Raw genomic sequence first — 23,124 nt, forward strand, 5'->3', positions numbered from 1 at the left:
GTCGGGGTCGGAGGAACCGGAAGCGCTCATCGCGACCGACATCCCCACGAGGCCCGAGTACGGCCCGCCCGCCGAGGCGACCGGGGCGCGATTCACCGCGCTGACCGTGACCTGAACCGGGACGTCGACCGACCGAGCTGGGTCGAGCGCGTCGCGCGCCCTCAGAGTAAGCGTATGGCTGCCCGCTGCGTCATAGCTTGCGGCCACGTGGAGAAGCCCCGTGCCGCCGCCCTGGTCGGTGAAGGTGACCGTGAGCGAGAGGGGCGCGCCTGAACCCAGAAAGGCCAGCGTCGGCGCCGGCAGGCCGCACTCCTGATCGGGATCGGAGGCGTGGACCAAGAGATCGGCCGCGCTCCCTTCATCCATCGCGAGCGCGTACCCGCCTCCCGGGACGCTCCAGGCGGGGGTCCGGTTCACGTCGGTCACGCTGACGGTGAAGCTCTCGTTGTCGGAAAGGGCGCCGTCGCTCACCGCGACGCTCGCGGGGTAGCTCCCCGAAGCGCAGTACCCCGGCGCGAGCGTGAGATCCGCCGTCGCCGAGCCGGGCGCGCTCCCCGTCGGAGCGACCGAGGCGAAGCCAGGCACCGACACCGTCCAAGTCATCGCGTCCTGGTCCGCGTCGGTCGCCGAGAGGCCCACCGTCACCACCGCACCCTCCGCGACGGTTTGGTCTCCGATCGGCGAGAGCACGGGCGGGCTCGCGGTCTGGAGCGCGAAGACTGTGATCGAGAAGGTTTCGGAACCGGTGAGGCCGCCGTCCGACACGGTCACCGTCATCGAGGTCACGCCCGGCGGCTCGTTCGCCGGAGGCGCCAGCCAGATGGACGCGCTCCCGTTGCCGTTGTCGGTGAAGGTTCCATAGGAAGGCAAGCCCGTCTGCGTGTAGCCCAGCGCATCTCCGTCCGGATCGGAAGCGGTGACGTTGATTCCGGCGGAGGTTCCTCGCTCGATCCTCCGGTCGCCGATCGGGTCGAGGACCGGCGCGTTGTTGACGTTCAGGACGCTGATCTGGACCGATTTTCTATCCACGCCCCCGAAGGTGTCGTCCGCGGTGAAGGTGACCAGGTAGGTCCCCGCCTGAAACATATTCGGGGTCCACGTGAAGGTCCCTGTGTTGTTGTGATTGTCGCGGAACGTAGCCCCCGCGGGCATCCCGGAGGCCCGGAAGAAAATGGGCTGACCGTCCGCATCGGTGGCGGAAATCGAAAACGTCAGAAGCGCCCCTTCGTTCACTGTCTGCGGACCCGGTACGTTCAGAACGGGAGCCGCGGTGGGCGCGGCAGCCAGGGGCGCTGGCGTAAGGACGAGGCCGACACCTGCACCGAACGCGAGACAAAGCGAAGTCGCGAGGAGACGAGCAAACGCACGATGCATGGCAACCCCCCTAAGGGCTGAACACGGCGTCCACGATTCGCGTGGAGATACCGCCACGGTGTTCCCGCCCAATAATTGAGCAAGGAAGGGGCCACGGAGGGGGTGCGCGAGGATCAGCTTGAGGTGGGCGCGGTTAGTGCGGGCTTGGGAAATGGGGTGCGGACGCCCCCTGTTGCAGGGCGCATGAGCCGGCGCATGGTTGCCGAGAAAGGTCCCTGGCTGGATTCGACCTCAGTTGGCGACCTCGGACCAGCGGACGATCTTCCAGGTTGTGTCGGTTGGAGACGTGGAATCGGGTGAGGTGGGGATGAATTTGAATTCCATGGTTTCGCGGTCGGAGGCGATGAAGTAGCTGGTGCTTCCGTCAGTAATGTTAAGTCGAAGCCCGGACGGAAGGAAAATCGTAGCCCATCCCGCGGGGTCCGATTGATCGGTGAACCGGGTCAGGACCGGTGGATAGGTGAGGTCGATCTCCGTGATTGATAATTGCCGCGCCAGGGCCACGACATGGCGGACTTCGTCGGCCTTGTTGAAGGTGTACTGGCCAGGATTGCCGGGATCCCTCTGGTCGAACGTCCTGCCCACGTAGAGGCTGTCGTAGAGCAGCTTGAACTCAACGCTGTCCCGGCACTCGTAGGCTGTCTCGAGCGCCGCCAGCACGTTGAAGGGCGAGCTGAGTTTCGGATATAAGAAGAACCTTTCCCCAGGGCCTACGATCTTGTCCTTCTTAGCGCATCCCACGAGGAGCGCCGAGCAGAGAGCGATCGCGAGCGTGAGCGCGACCGATGCGGAGACCCTTGGCGCATACCGGCCGGGGCACTGCGGGACTTGGCCGGGCTGTCCGGAGCGTGTCATCGTTGGCTGGGCCTCTGTGCCTGTGGGGTGGCTCGCCCGCGATTCTATCACCATCGCTGACGGGCCACGAAGCCGTGGTCGTGGCGGGCGGCGCGGACTAGCCTGGCCTGGCCGACTGAAGACATGGTGCCGGAGGGGGGACTTGAACCCCCACGGAGTTTGAGCTCCACCGGATTTTGAGTTGTACCTACGGGTCGAGACTATCATGCGCGATCGGGCGTAACCGTCTGCTATCGGCCACGATCCGCGACCGACTTCCGAACGATCGCAAACGGTTCCGAACGTTCCCGCTAGATGGTCTGGTCACAGTCCGGGCACAGTAGTCGCCTGCGATTTGCCAAGGGCATAGCGGAGTTCCGCTGCAAGCCCCGTCCAGAGGTCTACGTAGTCCCTTACGTCGGACCGATGAGGCTCAGGAGCGGACGAGAGGATATGGTGCCCCGTGAGAGCGCGCCCCGGACCGCAGCCAGCGGGGATCGCGTCAGATGGGATCGAAGCGGTCGAGCACGATGTCTATCGTTATCCGGCCGGGGTTCCCTCCGACGCGCACCATGCCAGAAATGGTCCCAACGGAGAAGACTCCAGCGGGGGGTACTTCCGATGCGCGGAGGGTGATGATGCCTCCATTTGCGGGCACGACGATTTTGAAACGGCCTGCGGGGTCGGATAGAGTGCTGGAGCGAGTGTTGGAGCCGTCGTCTACCCAGACCTCCGCGCCCCCCACAGCAGTGCCGTCCGATAGACGGACGGTCCCGGAAACCTGCAGCACCTGGGGTGACAGGGACGACTGGGACCCGCAGCCTGTGCCGGAGAGGGCAAGCGCGACCAGCGCGCAGTTCAAGAGCTTCATGATCCGGTTCTTCCTCTGGGCCGGCTCAAGGGACTCAGGTAACGGCGGGGGGGCAGCCCCGGGGCTTTGGTCTTTGGCTCACTGCTACAGCCTACCAGCGCTAGTTTGAAAAATCAGATCGAAGATAAGCGCGAGTAAAACACATCCTCCGCGACGGGGGTACCCAAATACCGGGTGCCGGGGGATGTCCCCACCTCTCGCGAAATTCTGCGGCACTGGATTTCAGGTTTCGGATCGCGGGGTGCGGCTCAATAGCGATCACCGGGTGTCAACGGTCATCCAATTTTCCCCACCCGCGGTCACTGAATTTTCCCCACCCTGGGTTTAGGTCGTGGCCTCGGCGGGCTGGAATAGTCCCGCCTTGAGCCGGTCCTTCAGTCGGTACGAGTTGCCCCGGATGTTCACTGTGATGGCGTGGTGGAGGATCCGATCGAGGATCGCCGTGGCGATCACCCGGTCGCCGAATATTTCGCCCCAGGAGCCGAAGCTTTGATTCGAGGTCAGGATCATGGGCCCCTTCTCGTATCGGCGGCTGATGAGCTGAAAGAAGAGATTGGCCCCGGTCTGGTCGATGGGGAGAAGTGTAAGTGCCGGAGGGGGGACTTGAACCCCCACCCACTTGCGTGGACCGGATTTTGAGTCCGGCGCGTCTGCCAGTTCCACCACTCCGGCGCCCAATCTATTGCAATTCTGAAAGCTATCAGAGCGAACGACGCCCGGTCAACGCGACCCCGCCGTCGGGAGCGCTCAATCTTTCTAATTGACAAATGTACAACAAGTTATGTATAATACTTCGCGTGATTTGAGACCTGCGAAGTCATACGGAACTTTTTACCAATCGCGGCGTCTAAAGGGTACGGCAAACAGGGTTGTGAAGTTCCCTGTGATTCGCGTTACCTGAGGGCTTGACCCGGCGTTCGCCGGTGGGTTGCCCAAGGCCTTAACGCAAGCTTTCAAGGCACGGTTTCCGCGGGGAACTTCCGCAAATCGGGTGGCGGGGCGAAAGCTCCGCCACCATAATTTTTGCCCGGCCCAGGCTCCGGCCCCGCCCGCTTCGGCCCAACCCGCCCCCGACCCGCGGGCCCGCCTACACCCCCTTGACCGCCACCAGGGTCAAATCATCGTCCGGCTCCCCGCCGCTGAAGGCCCCCACCGTCTCGCGGACCCCCCGCACGATTTCGGCCGCGGATCGCTCTTTTCTCGAACGGATCACGTCCTTCAAACGGTCATCCCCGAAGAGCTCCTGGACGTCGTTCATGGATTCGGTGATTCCGTCCGTGTAGAGGGCGAGGATGTCGCCGCGTCCGATCTCGGCCTGCTTCTCCTTGAAGGTCGCGTTCTCGAGCGTCCCCAACAGGGGACCGGTTGAGTCCAGACTTTCGAACGAGTCCGTCGCCGCCCGGTACAGGAGCCCGGGGTTATGCCCCGCGTTCACGTACGTGAACCGGCGCGCGTTGATGTCGAGCACGCCATAGATCGCGGTCACGAAACGCTCCACCTCGACGCTTTCCCAGAGGAGCTTGTTCACCTTGGAGAAGACCGTGCGGATCGCGTAGTTGTTCCGGACCTCCGCGATGAGCGACGCGCGGAAGGCCGCCATGATGAGCGCCGCCGGAATCCCCTTCCCCGAAACATCGGCGACCACGATTCCCAGATGTCCCTCGGTGATCCGCACGTAGTCGTAGTAATCCCCGCCCACCAAACCCGACGAATAATTGGCGCCCGCGATGTCGAAGTTCGCCACCTTGGGGTCGCGCTCGGGAAGAAAGGTCCGCTGGATCCTCTGACCGATCGACAGCTCTTCCTCGAGCCTCCGGGTCTCCAATACCTCCGCGTGGAGCCGGGTGCGCTCGATCGCCACCGCCGCTTGGCTCGCGAAGGTCATCAGGAGCTCCAGGTCTTCTGGCTCATAGGCGTCCGGCTCGTCCGATTCCAGGTTGAACGCGCCGATCACCTCCGAGCCCACCCGAAGCGGCGCGACCATCTCGGAGCGGGTCTGGGCCCTCGCGTTCACGTACCGTTCGTCGCGCAGAACGTCCGGCACGATCACGGAACGCCCGGTCTTCGCGACCCACCCGATGAGCCCTCGGCCCACCTTGAGCCGCACCGCGTCCTCGCGATTCGGATCGTAGCCGCGGATCGCCTGCTGGTTGATCCACTGCGTCTTCTTGTCCACGAGATAGATTCCAGCCGCGTCGTAGCGAACGACCTGGAAGACCAGATCCAGGATTTGCTCCAGGAGCTGCCCCGTGTCGAGGCTGACCGAAATCTTGGTGCCGAGCTCGAGGAGGAGATGGTTCTGCACCTTCTCGCGCGTCGCCTCGGCGTAGATGCGCGAGTTCCCCACCGCGATCGCAAGCTGGATCGAAAGCTCGCGCAGGAAGGAGAGGTCCTCCTCGGGAGGGCGCGTCGAGTCGAGCTTCGTGAGGACGACGACGCCGAGCGGTTCGCCGGCGCGCCTCAGCGGAAGCGTCAGGACACCCTGGATCATCGAACGCTGCCGGCCGCCCCATTCCTCCGGAATGTACTGCGCCTCGGACAGAGTCGGGTAGAAGGCCGGAATCTCCTCCGCGCAGGCCTGACCCGCGACCCCCTGTCCCACGCTGAGCCGCGGCCGGCGGCCCAGGACCGGGGTGTTGCAGAGGGTCCACGGATAGAGGACCTCCGACCTCGGATCGAGAACCCAGAGCGAGAGCTCCGAGAACCCGCTCGCGCGCAACAGAAGATCGCGCGCCTTGCGCGCCAGCTCGTCCCGCTTCAGGAGCGCCAGCTCGCGCGAAGCGCGAACGAGAAACTGGAGCCGCTCTTCCTGGCTCGTGGCGCGCGCGGCGAGTGTGATGGGCTCGTTCATCGGCCGCGGCGCTTCGCTCGCCTGCCCGTGTCGTGGGGGCTCTGGATCTCGGCGAGAAAAGCCCGAAGCTCTTTGGGACCCAAGTGGTCCGCGGTCCAGAGGGCGTTGAAGATGCGCTCTCCGCGGCGGGTGAAGCGTGGATAGTGGCTGAGGGTCCTGACGAAAACGCGCCGCCGCTCGCCGCGCGTCATCGCGGGCAGCCCACGGCGGTTGAGGCGGCCGTCGATCCACACGTTCCAGAGCTCGTTCAGGGCCTCACGGTCCTCTTCCGGGTGCGCCGCCAGGTCGACGCCGGCCTCGTGATCGTCGCGCAGGTGATAGAGCTCGTGGAGGCACGCCTCGGCGAAGCACTTGCGCGAGAACTGGCGGGGCTCGACCGGAGGCACCCCCGCCCGCCGCCCCCAGGTCCGCGTCCACGCGCGCCGGCGCGCGGGGGTGACGAAGTTGCCGAGCGCGAAGGAGAGCCGCACCGCGCGATGATCGTGCGTGTTCCATTCGATGTAGGCGTGGTCGTCCCGATTCCGCAGGTCCACGTGCACGTGGACATCGCGCACCACATCGGAAAGGCCCAGCTCGTGAATCGACTCGCGCAGCACCCCCTCGGCCGCCTCCCGCAGGGGAAAATCGGGCGGGTGCCAACGGACGCGAAGCCCCTGCCCCCCGTGCGCGGCATGGAGCGGTCGCATGGCCGCGCTCACTTGGAGACGAGGCCCACGACGAAGATGTGGAGCGCGATCATGCCGACCAGAAGCGCGGCTGGATGGAGCCCGAACACGCCGCGCCTCGGCTTCGCGCCTGGCTTGGCCGCTCCTCCCGACGCTGGAAAAGGCAGCCCCACGGACTGCGCCCCGATTGTGTCCCCGAACGCAGGTCGAGAGCCGCGCCCGGTCGAGTCCGGAGATGCCCACGCGGGGAGATGAATCTGCTGGGGAACGGTGTCCTGTCCCGCCGGACTCACTTGGGGCTCGGGAATTCTGGGCTCAACATCGGTGCTGTCTTTCCCCTGGTCGCCCCCTTCCGGCACCTCTCCCGGGGGTTGCATCGAGTAGTCGGTCAGCGCGAGCAAGCTCGACGGAGCGGCCGTGGCCCGCGACGAATGGAAGGGGGACGCGGCGAAGGCTGTGCCCGCCGAGAGACAGATCGCTGCCGCGATCCCCGCGAAAAGAGCTCTGCGCGTCAATTCCGAGATTCCCCCTATCGTGCCGTGGCTTGAGAGCGCGAACACAGCGCGCGGCCCGAGCGTGCCGGAGCCGCCGAGACTATCGTGAGCATAGTGGATCGGGCGAGGGCTTTCCAGGTTGGCCGCGCCGGAAGAACGAACCGGGATCAGGACGAGGATGTCTCCAGGGCCCGGTCCAGGTCTCGAATGAGGTCGGGCGCGTCCTCGATCCCCAAGGCGACGCGAACGAGGGAGTCGGAGATTCCCTGCGCCGCGCGTTCCTCCGGCGCGAGGAAGTAGTGGGAGGTCATCGAGGGTTGGCTGACCAGCGTTTCCACGCCGCCCAAGCTCGGCGCGAGATACGCCAGCTCCAATGCCTCCACGAAGCGGATCGTTTCTTCCTTCGTCCCGTCCACCTCGAACGCGAGGACGCCTCCGAACCCGGACATCTGGCGCTTCGCGATCTCGTGCCCCGGATGGTCCGGGAGACCCGGATAGAACACGCGCCGGACCCTGGGATGTCCCGCGAGGTGCTTGGCGATCTCGAGGGCGTTCTTGTTGTGGCGCTCCATCCGCAGCGCCAGCGTCTTGATCCCGCGCTCGAGCAGATACGCCGAATGCGGATCCATGATGCCTCCAAGGAGCTTTCGATGGAGCCACACCTCGCGCAGGCGTTCCCGCGGCCCGACGACCGCTCCGCCGACCAGGTCGCAGTGCCCCCCCAGGTACTTGGTCGCGGAATGGATCACGAAGTCGAATCCGAATCCGATCGGACGCTGGTTGATCGGGGACGCGAAGGTGTTATCGATCGCGCACGGGATTCTGTTCCGACGCGCGGCCTCGGCCACCGCCCCGATGTCCACGATCGTGAGCTTCGGGTTGGTCGGCGTCTCGGTGTAGATCAGCCGGGTCATCGGACCCACGGCGGCTTCCAGGCCCTTCACGTCGCCCGGCTTCACGAAGGTGACCGAAATCCCCCATCGCGGAAGCATCCGCTCCAGAAACTCGAACGTGCCTCCGTAAAGCTCGCGCGTCGCGACGACGTTATCGCCGTGGCGAAGCTGCGACAGGAGGAGCGAGGAGATGGCGGCCATGCCGGAGCCGAAGCAGAGGGCGCGTTCGCCGCCTTCCAGCGCCGCGATCTTCTCCTCGGCGGCCTCGACGGTGGGGTTGGAATAGCGCGAGTAGAAATTCGCCGAACGGCGGCCTTCCAGATATTCGACGAGCTCGCGGGTGCTGCGGGAAAAATAAGTGGAGCTTAGGTGGATCGGTGTGACGATGTGGCCGGACTCGGGATCGCGAGCGCGGCCGGCATGCACAGAGCGTGTGGATGGACCCGCGGCGTCACGGCTCGGCAAGAACCCTCCCCCGGTGAGGACCACCCGCGAATCTAGCATCCGTGGAGACGACGGGCAAGACGGTTCGCCCTCGCCGGAGGGACGCCGGGCGGGCGAGCCTCACAACCGGGCTAACGCCCGAGGAGCGCCTCGAACCGATCGGTGTCGATCAGCACGGCGTCCCGGAATCGGAGCGGCGGGTTCAGCGGACCGTAGTACCACCATTCCTCCGTATGGCCCACCGGCGTCAGAAGGACGCGGCTCGTGGGATAGCCGAGAGCGTCGAACACCATTCTCATGTCCGGAGGAATATGCGACGCCCAATAGGCCATGCGAATCGAGTGCCGCAGGAGCTTCTCCTGATGGCGCACGTTCGCCGACAGCCACTCCTTCGTCGCGAGAAGGAGCACGGAATCGGCGTCGACGAAGAGGATCCGGGTGGGGCCCAGGAACATGGTCATTTCTGCGCGCGCTCGAGCGGACGGCAGCCCGATCGAGAGAAGCGCGGCGGCGCCGAGAAGCAGGGCGAGGCGTCGTGGCATGGCGCGTGTACCTCGGGATGGGAGGCCCGGTGGGGCGGCCGAACGGCACGGCACCGGCACCATTCTGAGCTTCATTATACCGCAAACGGCGGGCGTTTCGAAGGGGGACCGGAGTTCTAGATTCGGTAGAGGATCCGGCCGCAATTCTCGCAGTTTTCTACCCTTCTGGAGTCGGAAACCCGGCGAGTCGCGGCGGTCGGGAGCCCCATGAAGCAGCCGAGGCAGACGCTGCCTTCGACGCGGACCACCACCCGATCGTACCGGCGGCTCATGCGCTCGTAGAGCTGCAGGAGCCGGTCGTCGATCTGCTTCGCGAGCCGCTCGCGGGTCCGCTCGAGCTTATCCACCCCTCCGAGCGGGAACCCCAGCTCCTCCTCCTGGGTCGCCCGCTCCGGATCCTTGGCCTCCCGGATCAGGAGGTCCAAGTCTTGGAGCGCGACCAGCGCCTGAAGCTGATCATTCATGGGCGAGCTGTCCCAGGAGAATGGTCCGGATCCTATCGAAGTTGGACGCCTCGAGGAGTCGCTGACGCGGTCGGGCCAAGCGGACGGACTTGACGATTTCCGCCAGGAGCTGCAGATAGACGGGATCGTGCTCTGTCGGAGGCGCAACGATGAGGAAGCATAGGTGCACCGGGTTTCCATCCGTCGCGTCGAACTCGATGCCTCGCGTCGATCGAGCCAACAGGACCGCGCGTTCGGCGACCATCGTGGAGCGGCCGTGGGGTATCGCGATCCCCTTCCCGATGCCTGTGCTGCCCAGGGCTTCCCGCTGGCGCAAGACCTCGAGGACCGCACCGGCCTGGCGCGCCACTTTCTGCTCGGCCAGGTGGGCGACCATTTCCTCGAGGGCCGGGAATTTCTTTCTGCTCTTCAGCTCCGGAATAAAGAGAGTCGGACGTAGATGTAATTCGAGATGCGCACCGGTCTTGCGGTCAGCGAATGGCGCGGTAGGCATTGCCTCCTGGGAATCTACTTTGGAGTTCGTAGCATCGGCTGTTACCCCGATCATCAACGCTACACAACCTAAGGGTTTCTCGCAAGTTTGTTCGTGCGGGCGGGCGGATCGCACGAAGGTTTTGGGCCGCACGCGGCAAGAGATTGGCCGTTTCTCTCGTAAGTTCATGCGGCGGAGCGTGGAACTCCCGCGCCCCGCCTCGGAAATTGCACTACGCCACCCTCGGCACGCTGCTTGCCTTAGTCCCATTGGGAGATAGCAGAGGAGGATCCAGAAGTGTCCACAGCAAGACAAAGAAGGCAGCATCAACTCGCGGTCACGGGCGCGATCGGTCACGAGCATTTCCTGGCCGGCGTTCGCATGCTCTACGCGTGCCGGTACCGCGACGCCTTGAACCATTTCCAGGAAGCGATCGTGCTGGAGCCCGCGGCAAAAGGGTACTTGAGCTTTCTCGGTCTCGCCGTCGCGCACGCCGACCGGAAATTCAGCGATGCCGAGCAGCTCTGCCGCCGGGCCATCGAGTCGGAATACCATCGTCCCGAGCACTACCACAACCTGGGCGAGGTGTTTCTCCTCGCGAACCGCCGGGCCGACGCCGTCAAGGCATTCAACCAGGCGCTCTCGTGGAATCCCAACTTCGAAGCTTCGAGCGACTGTCTGAGGAAGCTGGGCGTGCGCAAGCCCCCGGTCGTCCCCATCCTGCCCCGCAGCCACCCCATCAACATCGTTCTGGGGAAGGCGCTCCGCGGCGGGCGCAAGAACCGCACGGCGCGCACGTAGCCCCTAGTAGTTCGTCTTCCAATCGATCAGGCCGCGGTCTCGCGCGTACCGCTCGCACCATCCGAACCATAGGATCGCCGCAACACAGAGCCCCAGCGTCGCTCCGGCGATGATCCGCCAGAGGTCCCCGTCGCTCAGCATAGCCAGACTTCGCGCGAAACCCCGGCCGGTGAGCATCCGGCGCAAGAGCTCGAGCCAATAGGTAAACGGGAGGGCGAGCGAAATCGCGAGGGCCCAGCGCGGCAGGACGTCCAGCGGAAACACCGCCCCGCAGAGCAGGAAGAAGAGTCCGCTCAGGCCCTCGTTGAGATTCATGCTGTGCCGCGCCACGACGAGCGAGATTCCGGCGAGGATGATTCCCAGCCAGAGCACACCCACGAGACCCAGGAGCACCGCGGCCGACAGAAGGAGCCAGTTCGTTCCGGGAGAGCCGATCGAAAGACCCAGGACGACCCGCCCGAAGAGAAGCGCGGCGAGCACGCCCACCGAGGCGGTCGCCACCCTCGTGAAGGCGCGCCCCATGAGATACGGAAGCAGCCGGACCGGCGCGACGTAGATGTACTTGAGCGTTTCGTAGTCTTCCCGGTCCCGGAATACCGTCCAGGAGATTCCGATCAGGACCTCCGTCACATAAAGGAAGAACGTGTTTCCGATGAAGATGAATTGGAAGGTTTCGCCGGTCGCGTGTCCCTGGGAAACGACCTTCACCATGAAAAAGAGGATCAGCGTCGTCGCAAGCGGCTTGGCGATCGCGTAGGCCAGAAAGAGCACCGGGTCCGCCCAATTCGCCTCGACCTGCCATCCCAGCCAGGCCGCGGTGCGGAGAACCCGCGCGAGCCGCCTCATCCGACATTCCCTGCCCGCGTGAAGGCGCTCAATCGCCCTTCAAGGTGAGCCGACCTTCCCGCTTCCCGAGGTTTTCCATCGCGAGGAGCGAGACCCGGGCCAAATGGACGAACACCAAGGTCAGCGCGATCTGGATCGGCGGGATCCATCCAAGGGGGAGCAGACCGTGCGCCGCCGGGCCGTAGAACACCTGGCGGATCCCGTCCAGCCCCAGCGTGACCGGAAGGATCGAGCCCGCGATCCCGATCGCGATTCCCATCGCGCTCACCGGAAAGTAGAACCCCGAGAAAAGATAGACGGGTTCTTGCAGGAGCGTGGCCGTGTGCCAGACTTCCCTTCCCCAAAGCAGGAAGAGGCTGCTCAGGATCATGCCCAGACTGTACGCGGCCCCGAGCGTGAGGACGAAAAGCCCGAACGCCGGGAGCGCCCGCGAGAGCGGCAGCGACACGTGAAAGAGAAGCATGCCCCCGATCAGGATCGCCGCCGCGCGCGTCGTAGTCATCACGATCCCGCCGAGCGCCATGCCGAGGAGAATCGACATCCGCGAGACGGGCGAGATGAGGTAGAGCTGAAGCTGCCCCTGCTCCTTCTCCCAGAAGAATTGGCTCGCCATGCCCCAGATCACGTTGTTCCAGTACGCGATCATCGCGCCCCCGAGCACCACGAACCCCTCGTACTCCCGCGGCGCCCGGAGCCCGCGATAGACGAGCACGAAGGCGGACATCGCCAGGAACGGGAAGAGCGTTTCCCCCACGACCCACGAGCTCTCGCGGAACGAGGCCCTCACGCGCACGCTCGCGCGGGCAAAGACCGCGGCGGCGTTCATGCGAAGTCGCAGCCTCGCGGCGCTCGCTCCGGCGGCGTCACGATTCATTTCGATCGCCGCTCTCCTCGTCGGTCAAGCCCCGGCCCACGTGATGGATGAACACGGTCTCGAGCGTCGGCTCCATTTTGGTCAGGTGGAGGACCGAGCGTTCCAGACCCTTGAGCCGGCCGAGCACTTCCCCGATCACATCATCCTCGACGACCGCGACCTTGAGCTCGACCGCTCCGGTCGCGGGGTGGGCGTGGTGCGAGATCGAGCGCACCCCAACGATCTCGCGAAGCCCGTCCAGATCCTTCCCCGCCGCGCTCAATTGGAGCTCGAAGACCGGCTCGGCGGGGAGCGTGCGCTTCAAGGCCGTCGGCGCGTCCAGGGCGAGGATCCTCCCGTGATCGATGATCGCGACGCGGCCGCAGAGCTCATCCGCCTCCATCATATAGTGGGTCGTCAGAAGCACGGTTCGCTCCGGCCGCTCGCGGACCCAGCGGGCGATGAAGCCGCGGATGTCCCGGGACGCCTCGACATCCAAGCCCAGCGTCGGCTCATCGAGGAAGATGATTTCCGGGTCGCTCATGAATCCGCGCGCGAAATTGAGCTTTTGGCGCATCCCCGTCGAGAGCCCCGAGAGCCGAGCGTCCGCCTTCTCCGAGAGCCCGGTCACCTGCATGAGCTCTTCGGCCCGACGCCGCGCGAGCGGCACCGGGACGCCGTAGAACTGGGAGAAAAGATGCAACGTCTCGCGCACCGTGAGGATCCCGTAGCCGGAGCTATCGCCCCCCGACACGAGATTGATCCTGCCCCTTACCTGTAAAGGCTCGTCGACGACGTCGTAGCCCGCGACGAAGGCACGCCCGGAAGTCGGCAGAAGAAGCGTCGTCAGAATCTTGATGAGGGTGCTCTTCCCCGCGCCGTTCGGGCCGAGGAGGCCGAAGCATTCCCCGCGATGCACCGTGAGGTCGATTCCCTGGAGCGCGCGCACTTCCCCCGCTCTGCGGCGGGCCTTGAAGACCCGGGTGAGAGCCTGTGTCTCAAGGGCTGCGGTGGAACCGATCAGAACGCCTCCCCAACCGAGAAAACGCCGCGAACCCTCCACCGGCTTTCACCCGGTTCTGGAGGCGTCCGGAAAAACGGCATGTCCACCCGCAGGGTCAGATGATTTCGGATCAACGGCCGGGTACGAACCCCGAGACCGAAATCGGCCGCCAGGTTCGAGAAGAGATCGCCGTCCTCGCTCACGTTCCCGACGTCCGCGAAGAGCGACGAACGCGGATCGAGCACGGGAAGACGGAGCTTGGGGACGGCCGGAATCCAATCCGGCAGCAATCGGCTTGAGCGCGATTCCACGTTCAGGGCCACAAGGTTCCGACCGGAAGGCCTCGCATCCGCGAAGCCGCGGACGTTTCCGTCGCCCCCGAGCGCGGCCACCCAGCGGGTGGGAACCGTGCCGCGCGATCGGAACCAACGGCTGTTCCATTCTCCGCGAGGACCGGCCCCCGCGAGATAGAATCGCTCCTCCGGTGGAACACGCCCGCCTCCCACGCGGCCGTAGGCCGCGCGGAACAGGAGTGGGACCTTGGGAATCGCGCTCACGTCGGCCGTCGTCACGGCGTAGACCGATCCGTACGACGCCAGCTCGGTGAGAACGTCCGCGCGGAAGCGCACGGAGCCCGTCCAGCGCGCATAGCGGTACTTTCGCGAGGAAGAAAGGACGCACTCCAGATTTGCGAAACCGCCCGGGGACCATTCCTCGGGGCGCCTCGGCGCGTCGCGATCACGGAGCCGGTCGTAGTCCAGACCGACGCTGAGGTTCCAGCGGAACCCTCGCTCGACCTTGGAGCCGAGATCCTTGGCGAGCGAGGCCCGGATACCCCGATGCCCGTCCAGCTCGTAGGCGCGCGCCCGCGCGATCGCGCGCGGGTCGGCGGCGAGAGAGCGCAGGCGCCCTTCGAGATCGAAGAAGGGCCTGGGCTCGCGCATACCCAGCCCGAGAAGGCCCTTCAGGGCGTGCCTCCATCGCACGGTGCTCGCGTCGAAGGCGACTCCGATCTCGGCGCCGTCATGCGTTTGATACCAAGCGTCCGGACGCCAGAGGAGAAGGGTTCGGTCGAGCGGGAGTGGCGAAGACCGCCAGTTGTCGAGCATCGGCTGAAGCCGCGGCCACCGGCTCGTGCCGTTGTCGCTCCGGTCGATGTCCGGCAGCGTGAGATCGGGATCCAGCTCGGCCTCGCGCGGAGCGAAGGGCAGCGTGGTGCGGTAGACCGCGTCTCCCGCCGCCGAGAGAAACGCTCCCCGGGGCACCGTGCGCATCGCCTTGTGTCCTTCCTTGTCGCGGAACGCGACCGGGACCGGCGGGTCGATCCCGCCGCGCGAAACAAGCGCGAGCTCCACCCGGTAGGCATCGGGGATGTCTCCCGCGGCCGCCACCGCCCCTCCGGCGCGAGGCGGATCGAGCGGAAAGGAGCGAAGTCCCCTCAATCTCACATCGATGCAATCGGTCCTCAGGAACCATCCGTCGAAAAACCAGTCGTAGGATTCGCCGAGGGCGCGGTTCAGGAACCCGAAGAAGTCGTCGGCATACGGATGGTGGAAGCGCCAGGTTGCAACGTACTGGCGAAGCGCGTCGTCGAAGCGCAGCTCCCCCGCCATGGACCGAAGGGCCCAGAGGCCGGTGTTGGTCTTGTGATAAACGGAAGGGTAGTACGCGGCCGGATTCTTGAAGCGGTCGGAATGGGTGTCCACCGGCTCCTCGATCCCGCGCGCCTGAAACTCGAGATAATTTCGCCACGCGCTTCTTCGCGAATTGTCGATCGGGTAGAGCCAGCGGGGTCGTCGATTCGGAAGGGTGAGATTCCCCTTCCGGCCGTAGAGCATCTCCATGAGCGCCGTCTCGGTGTAGCTCGTGAGCCCCTCGTCCAGAAACGCCTCGGCCGTCTCGTTGTTCCCCACCATCCCGTAGAACCAGTTGTGGGCCATCTCATGGGCGATCACCGACTCCAATCGGCGCGTTCCGTCGCTCCGATAACGCGGCGAGATCCATACGATGTTCGGGAACTCGACCCCGCCCGCCCCGATCGGCTCCTCCACGATCGAGAAGCGGGGGTAAGGGTACGGGCCCATGCGCCGGGTCAAGGCCTCCATCATCCTCGCCCCCTCGCGCGCCGCGTCGTTCCAACGCTCCGAATCCGTGGCGCGGTGATACGTGTGGATCTCGATCCCGTTCCACCTCGCGCGGCGCCAGATCCATTTCTCCTCGCACGCCCAGGCGAAATCATGCACCGAGTCGGCGTGGATCACCCACGTGCGCGGCATTTCGAGCGCCCGCTTCGCGGTCGAGTCGGAGGGCGCCTTGAACCCGCTCCGATCCCAGACCGTGATCGCGCTGTCCCCGGGCGCGGCCAGTCGCAGGAGAATCGAGTCCGGAAACACCTCCGCGGGGTTCATGAGTGTCCCCGTGTGCGCGAGCATGAAGTTCCCCGGGAGGGCGATGCGCACGTCGAAGGACCCGAAGTCACCGTAGAACTCAGAGCCCAGGTGCTGCTCCCGGTGCCAGCCGAACCGGTCGTATACGCATACCTTGGGGTACCACTGGGCCGCGAACACGCCCTTGCCCGATCGGCCCATGCGCTCCGGCACGTCCGGGATCCTGGATCGAAAGCTCAGACACACGATCACGCTCTCGCCGGGCGCGAGCACCTCGGGGAGCGGGATCCGCGCGATCGTGTCGTCCACGAAAACGCGGAGCGAATCCCCTGACAAGATTGTCGCTCCCTCGATCCATTCGCCTCCCCGGCGCTTGGCCGGGAGGTTTTGGATCCGCCAGTCCTCCTCCGAGGCGTCGTGGCGGGCCATGTTCGATTCCGGCCGATAGGCGTTCAGGTAGAGGTGGAAGTAAAGCTCGGTGAGGGAATCTGGCGACAGGTTCCAGTACGCGAGCGTCTCCTGCCCGGCGATCTCGAACGTCTGGGGCGTGTAGGAGACCGACATCCGGTAGTGTACGTCCTGCTGCCAACCCGGGATTCCGGGGGTGTGCTCCCCTCGCGCCACGGTCGGTCCGAGAAGAAGGACGAACGCGAAGGAAGCGCTGAGAAAAACCCGGGCAGGAATCACTTTCGAAAGATCTGTTTCAGGGCATCGGCGGCTTTCTTGAGTGGGTCGGTTGCGGCCGAGTCGGCTCGGCCCGCGCGGGATGCTTGCTTGCCGCGCACCGAGTCGGCGGCCGAGGCGGAATCCAGCTTCCCTAGTGAATCCGGTGTGCGGGCGAGATTTCGTACCAGCTCCGTCACGACCTGGCGCCCGAGCTGCTTCGCGGCCACCTGCAGCGTCTTTCCCGCGAGGATGGAAATGTTCGGCGCCCGATCCGGCCCCGTGATCTTGACCGTGACCGGAAGCCGCCCGTCGGCGTCCCGCGCCTGCTGCGCGAACTGGGCGAGCGCGGTGTTTCCCTGGATCCGGTTGGGGGCCAGGCGGAGAAGCAGGTTGAGATCGAGGATGTGATCGAGCCCGACCGAACCGTTCAGCTCAGCCTTGTCCTCTCCCAAATCGCCGCGCGCCTGGTCGATCACGAGCTTGTTCCCGAGGATTCGCACGACGTGGGTTTCCCGCTTCACGGGAACCTCCCTCCGTTCGGAGAGCCCGAGGGCGCGGGCCACGGCGATCACGGTCGGCGAAAGCTCGAGCTTCCCATCTTCGAGCGTCCCCTTCAACAAACCCTGCAACGACTCGTTCGGCAAGGCGCTGGGGAATCCCTTCCCGCTCAAATCCAAGGCCCCGGTCAGGAATCCGGTCGCCGCCGACGCGAACGGAATGGTCCCCGCCGCCACCTGCTCCACCGGGGCGCGCTTGACGTCAAGATGGAGCGAGTAGCTGGGGCTCCCGAACAGGGACCGAAGGGTCAGCGAGCCTTCGATCGTGCCCGAGCCGATCCCGCCCCGGATGGGAGATGCGACGAGATCGGCGCCGTCGAATCGGACCGGCGCGGAGAGGTTCGTGACCCGCATCCCGCCGGAGCGCGCTTCCCCGATCTCGACGGTGCCGCTGAAGGCCCCGAGCGGCACCGGAAGATTCGTGGGGGGCGGCATCGCCACCTTGTCGGGAGCCTTAGCCCCCGCCGGCGGGGCCCATTCGTTGGCCAGGAAACGGTCGAGCGCGATCCGAAACGTACCGGAGCTGAGCGGTTTGCCACGGACCACGGTGCCGGCCACGCTCACCGTCGACGAGCCGACTCTCGCCCGGAGCGATCGGACCTGCGCTCCGGCGTCGGAGCCCTCGACGTCGAACTCGAGACCACCCACCGGATGCGCGAGCCCCTGCATGGTCCCGTCGATTCCCCGCCCCCGGACGACCCAGCGCACCGCGGGCTTCGCGGGCGGCCTGAGCTCGAACGAGGCACGGCATTCGAGGTTTCCCGCGCGCCACGTCGGCGTGTTCGGCAGGAGACCGTTCAGCCGGGCGGCGGGAGCGCGGACGACGAGGACGCCGCTCGTGGCCCCGCCGGGCGCAAGCGAACCCTCGGCCTGGAGCGAAAGAGCGATGCCCGAGCCGCCGCCGGCGGCTTTCGCCACGAAGGTGCGGTCGGCGCGGCTGGTCCAGCCGGCGCGGACCTGATCGATCAGGAACGAATTATCCTTCGCGCTCACCGAGAGGCCGCTCACCGTCAGGGCACCGTCGGTCACGATCTCCGGAGCGTGCCCGCTCGCGCGAATATTCCAGGACAGGGTCCCGTTCCATTTCGCCGGCAGATGGGAGGCGAGCGCCCTCCAGGCGCGATCGCCGGAATTCACCTTCTGGGGCTTTCCCAGAATCCTGAGGTCGAGCTCGCCGCCCCCGCCCCCCGGGTTCTTCCCGGGAACCCGAACCGACCCTTGCAGCACGCTCCTGAGCGCCCCCAGCTCGAGGGATCCGTTCGTAAGCTGCAGAACCCCGCCGCCCTCCTTCGCCTCGAGCGACGCGCTGAGTGCGAGCGGCGAAGGCAGCGCTACCTCGGACGCGCGCAGCGACGGCTTCCAGTAGAGGCTTTCGGCCTTTGCCGCGACGCGAATCGCCGCCGGCGCATCCAAGGATCCCGCGAGCTCGATGCGGCCGGTGAGCCCCTTGATCTCCATGCCGCTCCCGAGCGTGTCCCGCGTCCTGATGTCGATGTCGTGAAAGTCGAGGCGAGGAACCAGAACCGCGAATGCGGCCGCCGGTGCGGATCCGGCCGCCGCCGAAGGCTGGGGACCCCGGTCGGAGAGCGCGACCCACGCGCCGTCGACCTTCGCCGAAGAGACTTCCACGCGCTGGAACAGAAGCGGGAGGAGCCTCAGGCGCACGAAGACCGCGTTCGCGCGCGCCTCGGTTCTCGCCTCCCCCGCGTCGGGGACACGCACGCTCAGGCCCTCGAGCTTGATTCCGATCGCCAACCCTTCGAAAGCGGGGGTCATCCGCTTCCACCGCACCGCCGCGCCTTGGATCCGGGAAGCTTGCCGCAGCGCCTGGCGCTCGATCCAATCGCGCGGCATGAGGGTCCAGGCGAGCGCGAAGAGGATGGCCAGGACCGCGAGGAGCGAACTGATCGCAACCGCAAGAATCCGAAACCCGCGGCTCATGCGGAGCCTCCGATTCCTTCGGCCGCCGGCGCCCCGGCGTAGAACGAGCGTACCTCGCGCGCGACGCGATCCACCTGCTCCATGGTGAGGCCGGGATAGATCGGGAGCGACAGCACCTCGCGCGTAAGACGCTCCGAAACGGGAAAGGCGCCGGGCTCGTAGCCCAAGTGCGCGAAGCAAGGCTGTCCGGGCACCGTGCCGGGGTAATAGACCCGGGTCGCGATTCCGCGCTCCCGAAGCCGCGTTTGCAGCCGGTCGCGCATCGGGGCACGGATCGTGTACTGGTGATAGGTGTGCTTCGCGATCTCGAGCTCCGGCGGAAGCCCTACCGGGCTCCCCGCCAGCCCCTGCCGGTATCGCGCCGCGATCGCACGCCGCGCCTCGGTCCAGGCGTGGAGCCGGCGCAGTTTGGTGCGAAGGAAAGCAGCCTGGAGCGCATCCAATCTCGCGTTCGTTCCCAGGGCTACATGGGAGTAATTACCCGCGTCGCCGTGGACCCGGAGAAGCCTCGCGCGCGAAGCGAAGGCCGAGTCCCGTGTGAGAATCGCGCCGCCGTCCCCCAAGCCGCCGAGGTTTTTCGTCGGGAAAAAGCTCAGCGTCGCTCCCGCGCTCGCGGTTCCGACCGGACGGCCCCGGTCGGTCGCGCCGATCGCCTGAGCCGCGTCCTCCAGCAGCGGGATCGAGTGCCGGGCCGCCAGCTCAAGAAGGGGGTCCAGCTCACAGCAAAGGCCGTACAAATGAACCGCCATGATCGCGCGCGTGCGGGGCGTGATCGCGGCCTCGACCTCAGCCGGATTGAGCCCCATGCGCTCCGGTTCGACATCGACGAAAACGGGACGGGCCCCGATGGATGTCACCGCGCTCGCGCTCGCGAAATAGGTGAAGGCGGGAACGATCACCTCGTCGCCGGGCTCAAGACCCAGCGCCAGAAGGGCAATCGAGAGCGCGGCGGTGCCCGACGCGATCCCGATCGCGTGCTCCACGCCGCACGCGACGGCCAGCTCCGTCTCGAAAGCGTCGTGCTCGGGGCCGAGGATGAATTGACCGGACCGAAGCACCCGCTCGAAATCCCGGGTCAGCTCGTCCTCCAGCGGACCGTGCACCGCGCCGAGATCCAGGAGCGGAACCGGCGGTTCCAGAGACGTCCTCATCCTCAGGGTAGCTTCGTTTCGGCGCGCGCCATCACGACAGGCTGGTGCGCGCTCAGATCTACCTGCCGCTGCTTCAGAGCGGGCAGATAGGCGGGATCGATGAAATGATAGACGAGGAAAGCCGCGGCCCTCCTGGCCTTCGGCGGGATATCGCACCATTCGACGGCTGTGCCCTCGGGCGGGATTTCGACCTGGCGGACGACCTTCGCCGCGAGCCACTTTGGTACCGGGGTGGCGCCTTTCGCGTCGGCGTATTGGATGCCGTAGGTCTGCACGGATGCCGACGACAGCGATTCCCCCGCCGCGCCGAAGAATGTGACCGAAAGCGCGATCTCCCGCATGCCCCCGCCGCCTCCCGGCAGCGCGTGCCCCGCGCGGCGGTTCGCGACGGAGAGCTTCAGGCGCCCTCCCTCGACCGCGGCGCCAAGCACCACGACCGAGTCGAGAGCGCCAACCCCGTGAGCGCCGCGGAAGCTGTGGGCGTGGACCTTACCCCGGCTCCTCTTCGAAATGTTGGGAGCGGCCTCCCCGGCGTGGAGAGGCATGTGGCAATCCTGGCACTGCTTGCCCCCGGCGGCCTTGGAGGCCTTCCACCTGCTGTAGGTTGCTTCGATCGGGACGCCGGTCGCGGCCGCCGCGTGCTCGTGGCAGGCGGCGCAGAACTCCCCCTTCGTGTGGATCTCGCTATAGACGAAGCCATGGGCGCTCCCGGGATCGGAATCGCTGTACGGGCCGCGCATGAGGAGCGGATTGGCCGCGTCGAAGGTGTAGGAAGCCGGACTGGGGGAGGGATCGACCGCGCTCACGTTGTGGCAGAAGTTGCACGTCACGCCTTCCTGGCTCACCGGCGACTCGAATTTGTAATCCGCCGTCACGGCGGCCGCCGGCGCGTGGCAGGCGACGCAGGAGGCGAGGACCTTCTCGCCGAGCTCGGCCTTGGCGTCGGTGAGGAAGACCTGAAAGACTGGGTTCTTCCAGGATTTCCCCATCGCGGAAGTCTCCCATTCGCGGCGAATCTGCCCGTGGCACGCTCCGCAGAAGCGCGCCGGGCGGAGGTCCTGGGCCACGGCGTGACCGCAGCACGCGAGCACCCCTAGGGTCGCGAGCGTCCCAACGATGCAGCCCCTGGACGATCCCCCGCGGCTCGCGGAGGGGAGCCGGATCACGACCGGCTCTCCTTGGCCGCGCCCGCGGTCGCGTCCAGGTGAGCCGCGCGGATCGCCTCGAGCAAGGCGTCCCGCCTCTTGTAGAGCCGCTTCAGCGGGCGCGCCGCGCGCTTGCCCAGAGCGTAGGCGGTCAGGATCGGAAGCGCGATCGTCGAATCGACGTACGCCGTGACCGCGTCGGGCAGCCGGTTCGGATCGAGCTTTCCCCAGCTGACCGCTTCCCCGGGGGTCGCCCCGGAGAGACCGCCGGTGTCCGCGCGGGCGTCGGTGATCTGGAGAAAATAATCATGCCCCGACTCGGCGATTCCGAGAACCTCCTGGATCTGGGGCTCCGTCTGCAGGGCGAAGTTCTTCGGAGATCCACCTCCCAGAATGAGGATGGCGCTCTTTCCGCCCGATTTCTTGGCGCCGTGGACGATCGCGGCGCTCTCGTTCACGTCGCGGAACACGTCCCATTGGATCGGCTCCCCACCCAACGCGAGGGCCGCGGCGTTCATTCCGATCGAGCTGTCGCCGGGAGAGGAGGTATAGACCGGGACATCGAGCGCGTGTGCCTGCGCGAGGAGCGAGGTCTCCTTTTGCCCGAGGGCGCGCTCCCGCTCGAGCACGTACCGGCCCGCCCGGTGGTGAAACTCCGCGGTTCCCATCGGCTTCTGAAACTCCGGGGAGCGGAGCACCTCGCGAAAGAAAGCGTCGGTCGAGAGGAGCACGTCGTAGTCGAAGAAGATGTCGAATATGCGAACGATGCCTCGATCGCGCAGCTCCACATCATCCACATTGCTCCGCCCCTGGTGCATCGAGAGGCCGATTCCAAAGTGGGTGTCGTGGTACAGATTCGCCCCGGTCGAGACCATCCAGTCCACAAACCCGTTCTTCAAGAGAGGGATCAGGCAGGATCGGCCCAGCCCGGCCGGCGTGAGCGCCCCGCTCAGCGTGAGCCCGACCGTGACGTCGGGCTCGAGCATTCGCTCGGCGAAGAGGCGGCAGCCCTCGCGCAGGCGCGCGGCATTGTAGGCAAGGAACGCGGAGTCGACCATCTGCTCGACCGTCATGCCCGATGAAACCGGGTCGGGCGCGATCTTGGGCCCCTTCCTCACTTCCGGTTTTCGTGCGCCCATCAGGCCCTCCCATAGATGGGTACGAGCGCGCCGGAGGTCCATGCGGCCTCGTGCGACGCCAAATACGCGAGGAGCGCGGCGACCGCGTCCGGCGGCACCCATGCCGAGAAATCGGCGTCGGGCATCGCCGCGCGATTGGGGGGAGTGTCGATCACGCTCGGGAGAATCGCGTTGGCGGTGACGCCTTCCTTCTTCAGCTCCTTCGCCAGGGTCTGGACGAGCGCGTGGAGTCCCAGCTTCGCCGCCGCATACGCTGCGGCGCCGGGAGTGCACTCGACCGCGCCTCGCGAGGAGACGAAGAGGAGCCGCCCGTGAGCCGTCTGCTTCACGTGCGGGATCACGTGTTTCGCGGCCCAGAACGCCGAGATCAGGTTGAGCTCGATCATGCCGCGCACGGTGCTCTCAGCCACGGACTCGAGACGCTCGCCGCCACGATAGCCTCCCGCCAGGTGGATGAGGACGCGCAGGTCGCCGAGCTGCCGGGCGGCCGCGTGGACCGACTCCCGCACCGACTCCTCCTGGGTCACGTCGGACTGTAGACCCAGGAGGGAGCCGGTTCGCGCGGACGACTCGTGCTCCCGCTTCAGCTCCTCCCATTCTTTCTCGGCGCGGTAGGTCACCGCGACGCGGTACCCATCCCTGAGAAACCTACCGGTCACGGCGCGCCCCAGACCACCCGTGCCGCCGGTCACAAAGGCAGACCCTGCCGTCATCGACGTTCTCCGATTCGA

21 protein-coding genes and 1 tRNA gene are annotated in these 23,124 nt (G+C 66.2%); 1 reads left to right on the forward strand and 21 read right to left on the reverse strand.

Annotated elements, in window-relative coordinates:
• The 12 genes from E6K76_10675 to E6K76_10730 all read right to left on the reverse strand — a co-directional run.
• Positions 1–1,374 (reverse strand): hypothetical protein (locus tag E6K76_10675; protein ID TMQ57304.1); only part of this gene is annotated, 1,374 nt, incomplete at its 3' end.
• 231 nt (positions 1,375–1,605) lie between these two features.
• Positions 1,606–2,229 (reverse strand): hypothetical protein, encoded by a 624-nt coding sequence (locus tag E6K76_10680; protein ID TMQ57305.1) that lies wholly within the window; start codon positions 2,227–2,229, stop codon positions 1,606–1,608.
• A gap of 481 nt (positions 2,230–2,710) precedes the next feature.
• Positions 2,711–3,079 carry a carboxypeptidase regulatory-like domain-containing protein gene (locus E6K76_10685; protein TMQ57306.1) on the reverse strand — a complete coding sequence of 123 codons (369 nt, stop codon included), beginning with the start codon at positions 3,077–3,079 and terminating at the stop codon, positions 2,711–2,713.
• A 324-nt stretch (positions 3,080–3,403) separates the two neighbouring features.
• Positions 3,404–3,694, reverse strand: a complete 291-nt coding sequence (locus tag E6K76_10690) for a hypothetical protein (GenBank protein ID TMQ57307.1) — start codon at positions 3,692–3,694, stop codon at positions 3,404–3,406.
• Positions 3,668–3,751, reverse strand: a tRNA-Leu gene (locus E6K76_10695). Before E6K76_10695 ends, E6K76_10690 begins: the two co-directional genes overlap by 27 nt.
• A gap of 415 nt (positions 3,752–4,166) precedes the next feature.
• Complete coding sequence (locus E6K76_10700; GenBank protein TMQ57308.1) at positions 4,167–5,930, reverse strand: GAF domain-containing protein; 1,764 nt, start codon at positions 5,928–5,930, stop codon at positions 4,167–4,169.
• The gene (locus tag E6K76_10705) at positions 5,927–6,616 is read right to left on the reverse strand and encodes a hypothetical protein (GenBank protein ID TMQ57309.1); all 690 of its coding nucleotides are present in this window, start codon (positions 6,614–6,616) and stop codon (positions 5,927–5,929) included. Before E6K76_10705 ends, E6K76_10700 begins: the two co-directional genes overlap by 4 nt.
• Positions 6,617–6,624: 8 nt before the next feature.
• Positions 6,625–7,110, reverse strand: coding sequence for a hypothetical protein (locus tag E6K76_10710; protein TMQ57310.1), 486 nt, complete (start codon positions 7,108–7,110; stop codon positions 6,625–6,627).
• A 146-nt stretch (positions 7,111–7,256) separates the two neighbouring features.
• Positions 7,257–8,486, reverse strand: coding sequence for an aminotransferase class I/II-fold pyridoxal phosphate-dependent enzyme (locus E6K76_10715; GenBank protein TMQ57311.1), 1,230 nt, complete (start codon positions 8,484–8,486; stop codon positions 7,257–7,259).
• Positions 8,487–8,557: 71 nt separating this feature from the next.
• A complete protein-coding gene (locus E6K76_10720; protein ID TMQ57312.1) occupies positions 8,558–8,968 on the reverse strand; it encodes a hypothetical protein in 411 nt (136 codons plus the stop codon).
• A 116-nt stretch (positions 8,969–9,084) separates the two neighbouring features.
• Positions 9,085–9,432, reverse strand: a complete 348-nt coding sequence (locus tag E6K76_10725; protein ID TMQ57313.1) for a hypothetical protein — start codon at positions 9,430–9,432, stop codon at positions 9,085–9,087.
• The gene (locus E6K76_10730) at positions 9,425–10,459 is read right to left on the reverse strand and encodes a PTS sugar transporter subunit IIA (protein ID TMQ57314.1); all 1,035 of its coding nucleotides are present in this window, start codon (positions 10,457–10,459) and stop codon (positions 9,425–9,427) included. Before E6K76_10730 ends, E6K76_10725 begins: the two co-directional genes overlap by 8 nt.
• 30 nt (positions 10,460–10,489) lie before the next feature.
• On the opposite strand from E6K76_10730, the gene E6K76_10735 reads away from it, so the two are divergent.
• Positions 10,490–10,705 carry a hypothetical protein gene (locus tag E6K76_10735; protein TMQ57315.1) on the forward strand — a complete coding sequence of 72 codons (216 nt, stop codon included), beginning with the start codon at positions 10,490–10,492 and terminating at the stop codon, positions 10,703–10,705.
• Positions 10,706–10,708: 3 nt separating this feature from the next.
• Here the strand turns inward: E6K76_10735 and E6K76_10740 are convergent, their stop codons facing one another.
• From E6K76_10740 to E6K76_10780, 9 genes are read right to left on the reverse strand one after another with little or no spacing between them, the layout of a single operon-like run.
• Entirely contained in the window at positions 10,709–11,551 is an 843-nt protein-coding gene (locus E6K76_10740; GenBank protein TMQ57316.1) for an ABC transporter permease, read from the reverse strand.
• Between the two features lie 28 nt (positions 11,552–11,579).
• On the reverse strand, positions 11,580–12,425 hold the full coding sequence (locus E6K76_10745; GenBank protein ID TMQ57317.1) for an ABC transporter permease: 846 nt from the start codon (positions 12,423–12,425) through the stop codon (positions 11,580–11,582).
• Positions 12,415–13,425, reverse strand: coding sequence for an ATP-binding cassette domain-containing protein (locus E6K76_10750; GenBank protein ID TMQ57335.1), 1,011 nt, complete (start codon positions 13,423–13,425; stop codon positions 12,415–12,417). Before E6K76_10750 ends, E6K76_10745 begins: the two co-directional genes overlap by 11 nt.
• Positions 13,425–16,481 carry a hypothetical protein gene (locus tag E6K76_10755; protein TMQ57318.1) on the reverse strand — a complete coding sequence of 1,019 codons (3,057 nt, stop codon included), beginning with the start codon at positions 16,479–16,481 and terminating at the stop codon, positions 13,425–13,427. Before E6K76_10755 ends, E6K76_10750 begins: the two co-directional genes overlap by 1 nt.
• Positions 16,478–18,958, reverse strand: a complete 2,481-nt coding sequence (locus E6K76_10760; GenBank protein TMQ57319.1) for a hypothetical protein — start codon at positions 18,956–18,958, stop codon at positions 16,478–16,480. Before E6K76_10760 ends, E6K76_10755 begins: the two co-directional genes overlap by 4 nt.
• Positions 18,955–20,109: a DegT/DnrJ/EryC1/StrS family aminotransferase gene (locus E6K76_10765; protein TMQ57320.1), complete on the reverse strand. Its 1,155-nt coding sequence runs from the start codon at positions 20,107–20,109 to the stop codon at positions 18,955–18,957. The genes E6K76_10760 and E6K76_10765 overlap by 4 nt, the downstream gene beginning before the upstream one ends.
• A 2-nt stretch (positions 20,110–20,111) precedes the next feature.
• A complete protein-coding gene (locus E6K76_10770; protein TMQ57321.1) occupies positions 20,112–21,275 on the reverse strand; it encodes a hypothetical protein in 1,164 nt (387 codons plus the stop codon).
• Positions 21,272–22,393, reverse strand: a complete 1,122-nt coding sequence (locus E6K76_10775; GenBank protein TMQ57322.1) for a deoxyhypusine synthase — start codon at positions 22,391–22,393, stop codon at positions 21,272–21,274. The genes E6K76_10770 and E6K76_10775 overlap by 4 nt, the downstream gene beginning before the upstream one ends.
• Positions 22,393–23,106 (reverse strand): SDR family NAD(P)-dependent oxidoreductase, encoded by a 714-nt coding sequence (locus E6K76_10780; protein TMQ57323.1) that lies wholly within the window; start codon positions 23,104–23,106, stop codon positions 22,393–22,395. Before E6K76_10780 ends, E6K76_10775 begins: the two co-directional genes overlap by 1 nt.
• Between the last annotated feature and the right edge of the window lie 18 nt (positions 23,107–23,124).

The organism is Candidatus Eisenbacteria bacterium, from assembly GCA_005893275.1.
Classification (GTDB): domain Bacteria; phylum Eisenbacteria; class RBG-16-71-46; order SZUA-252; family SZUA-252; genus WS-7.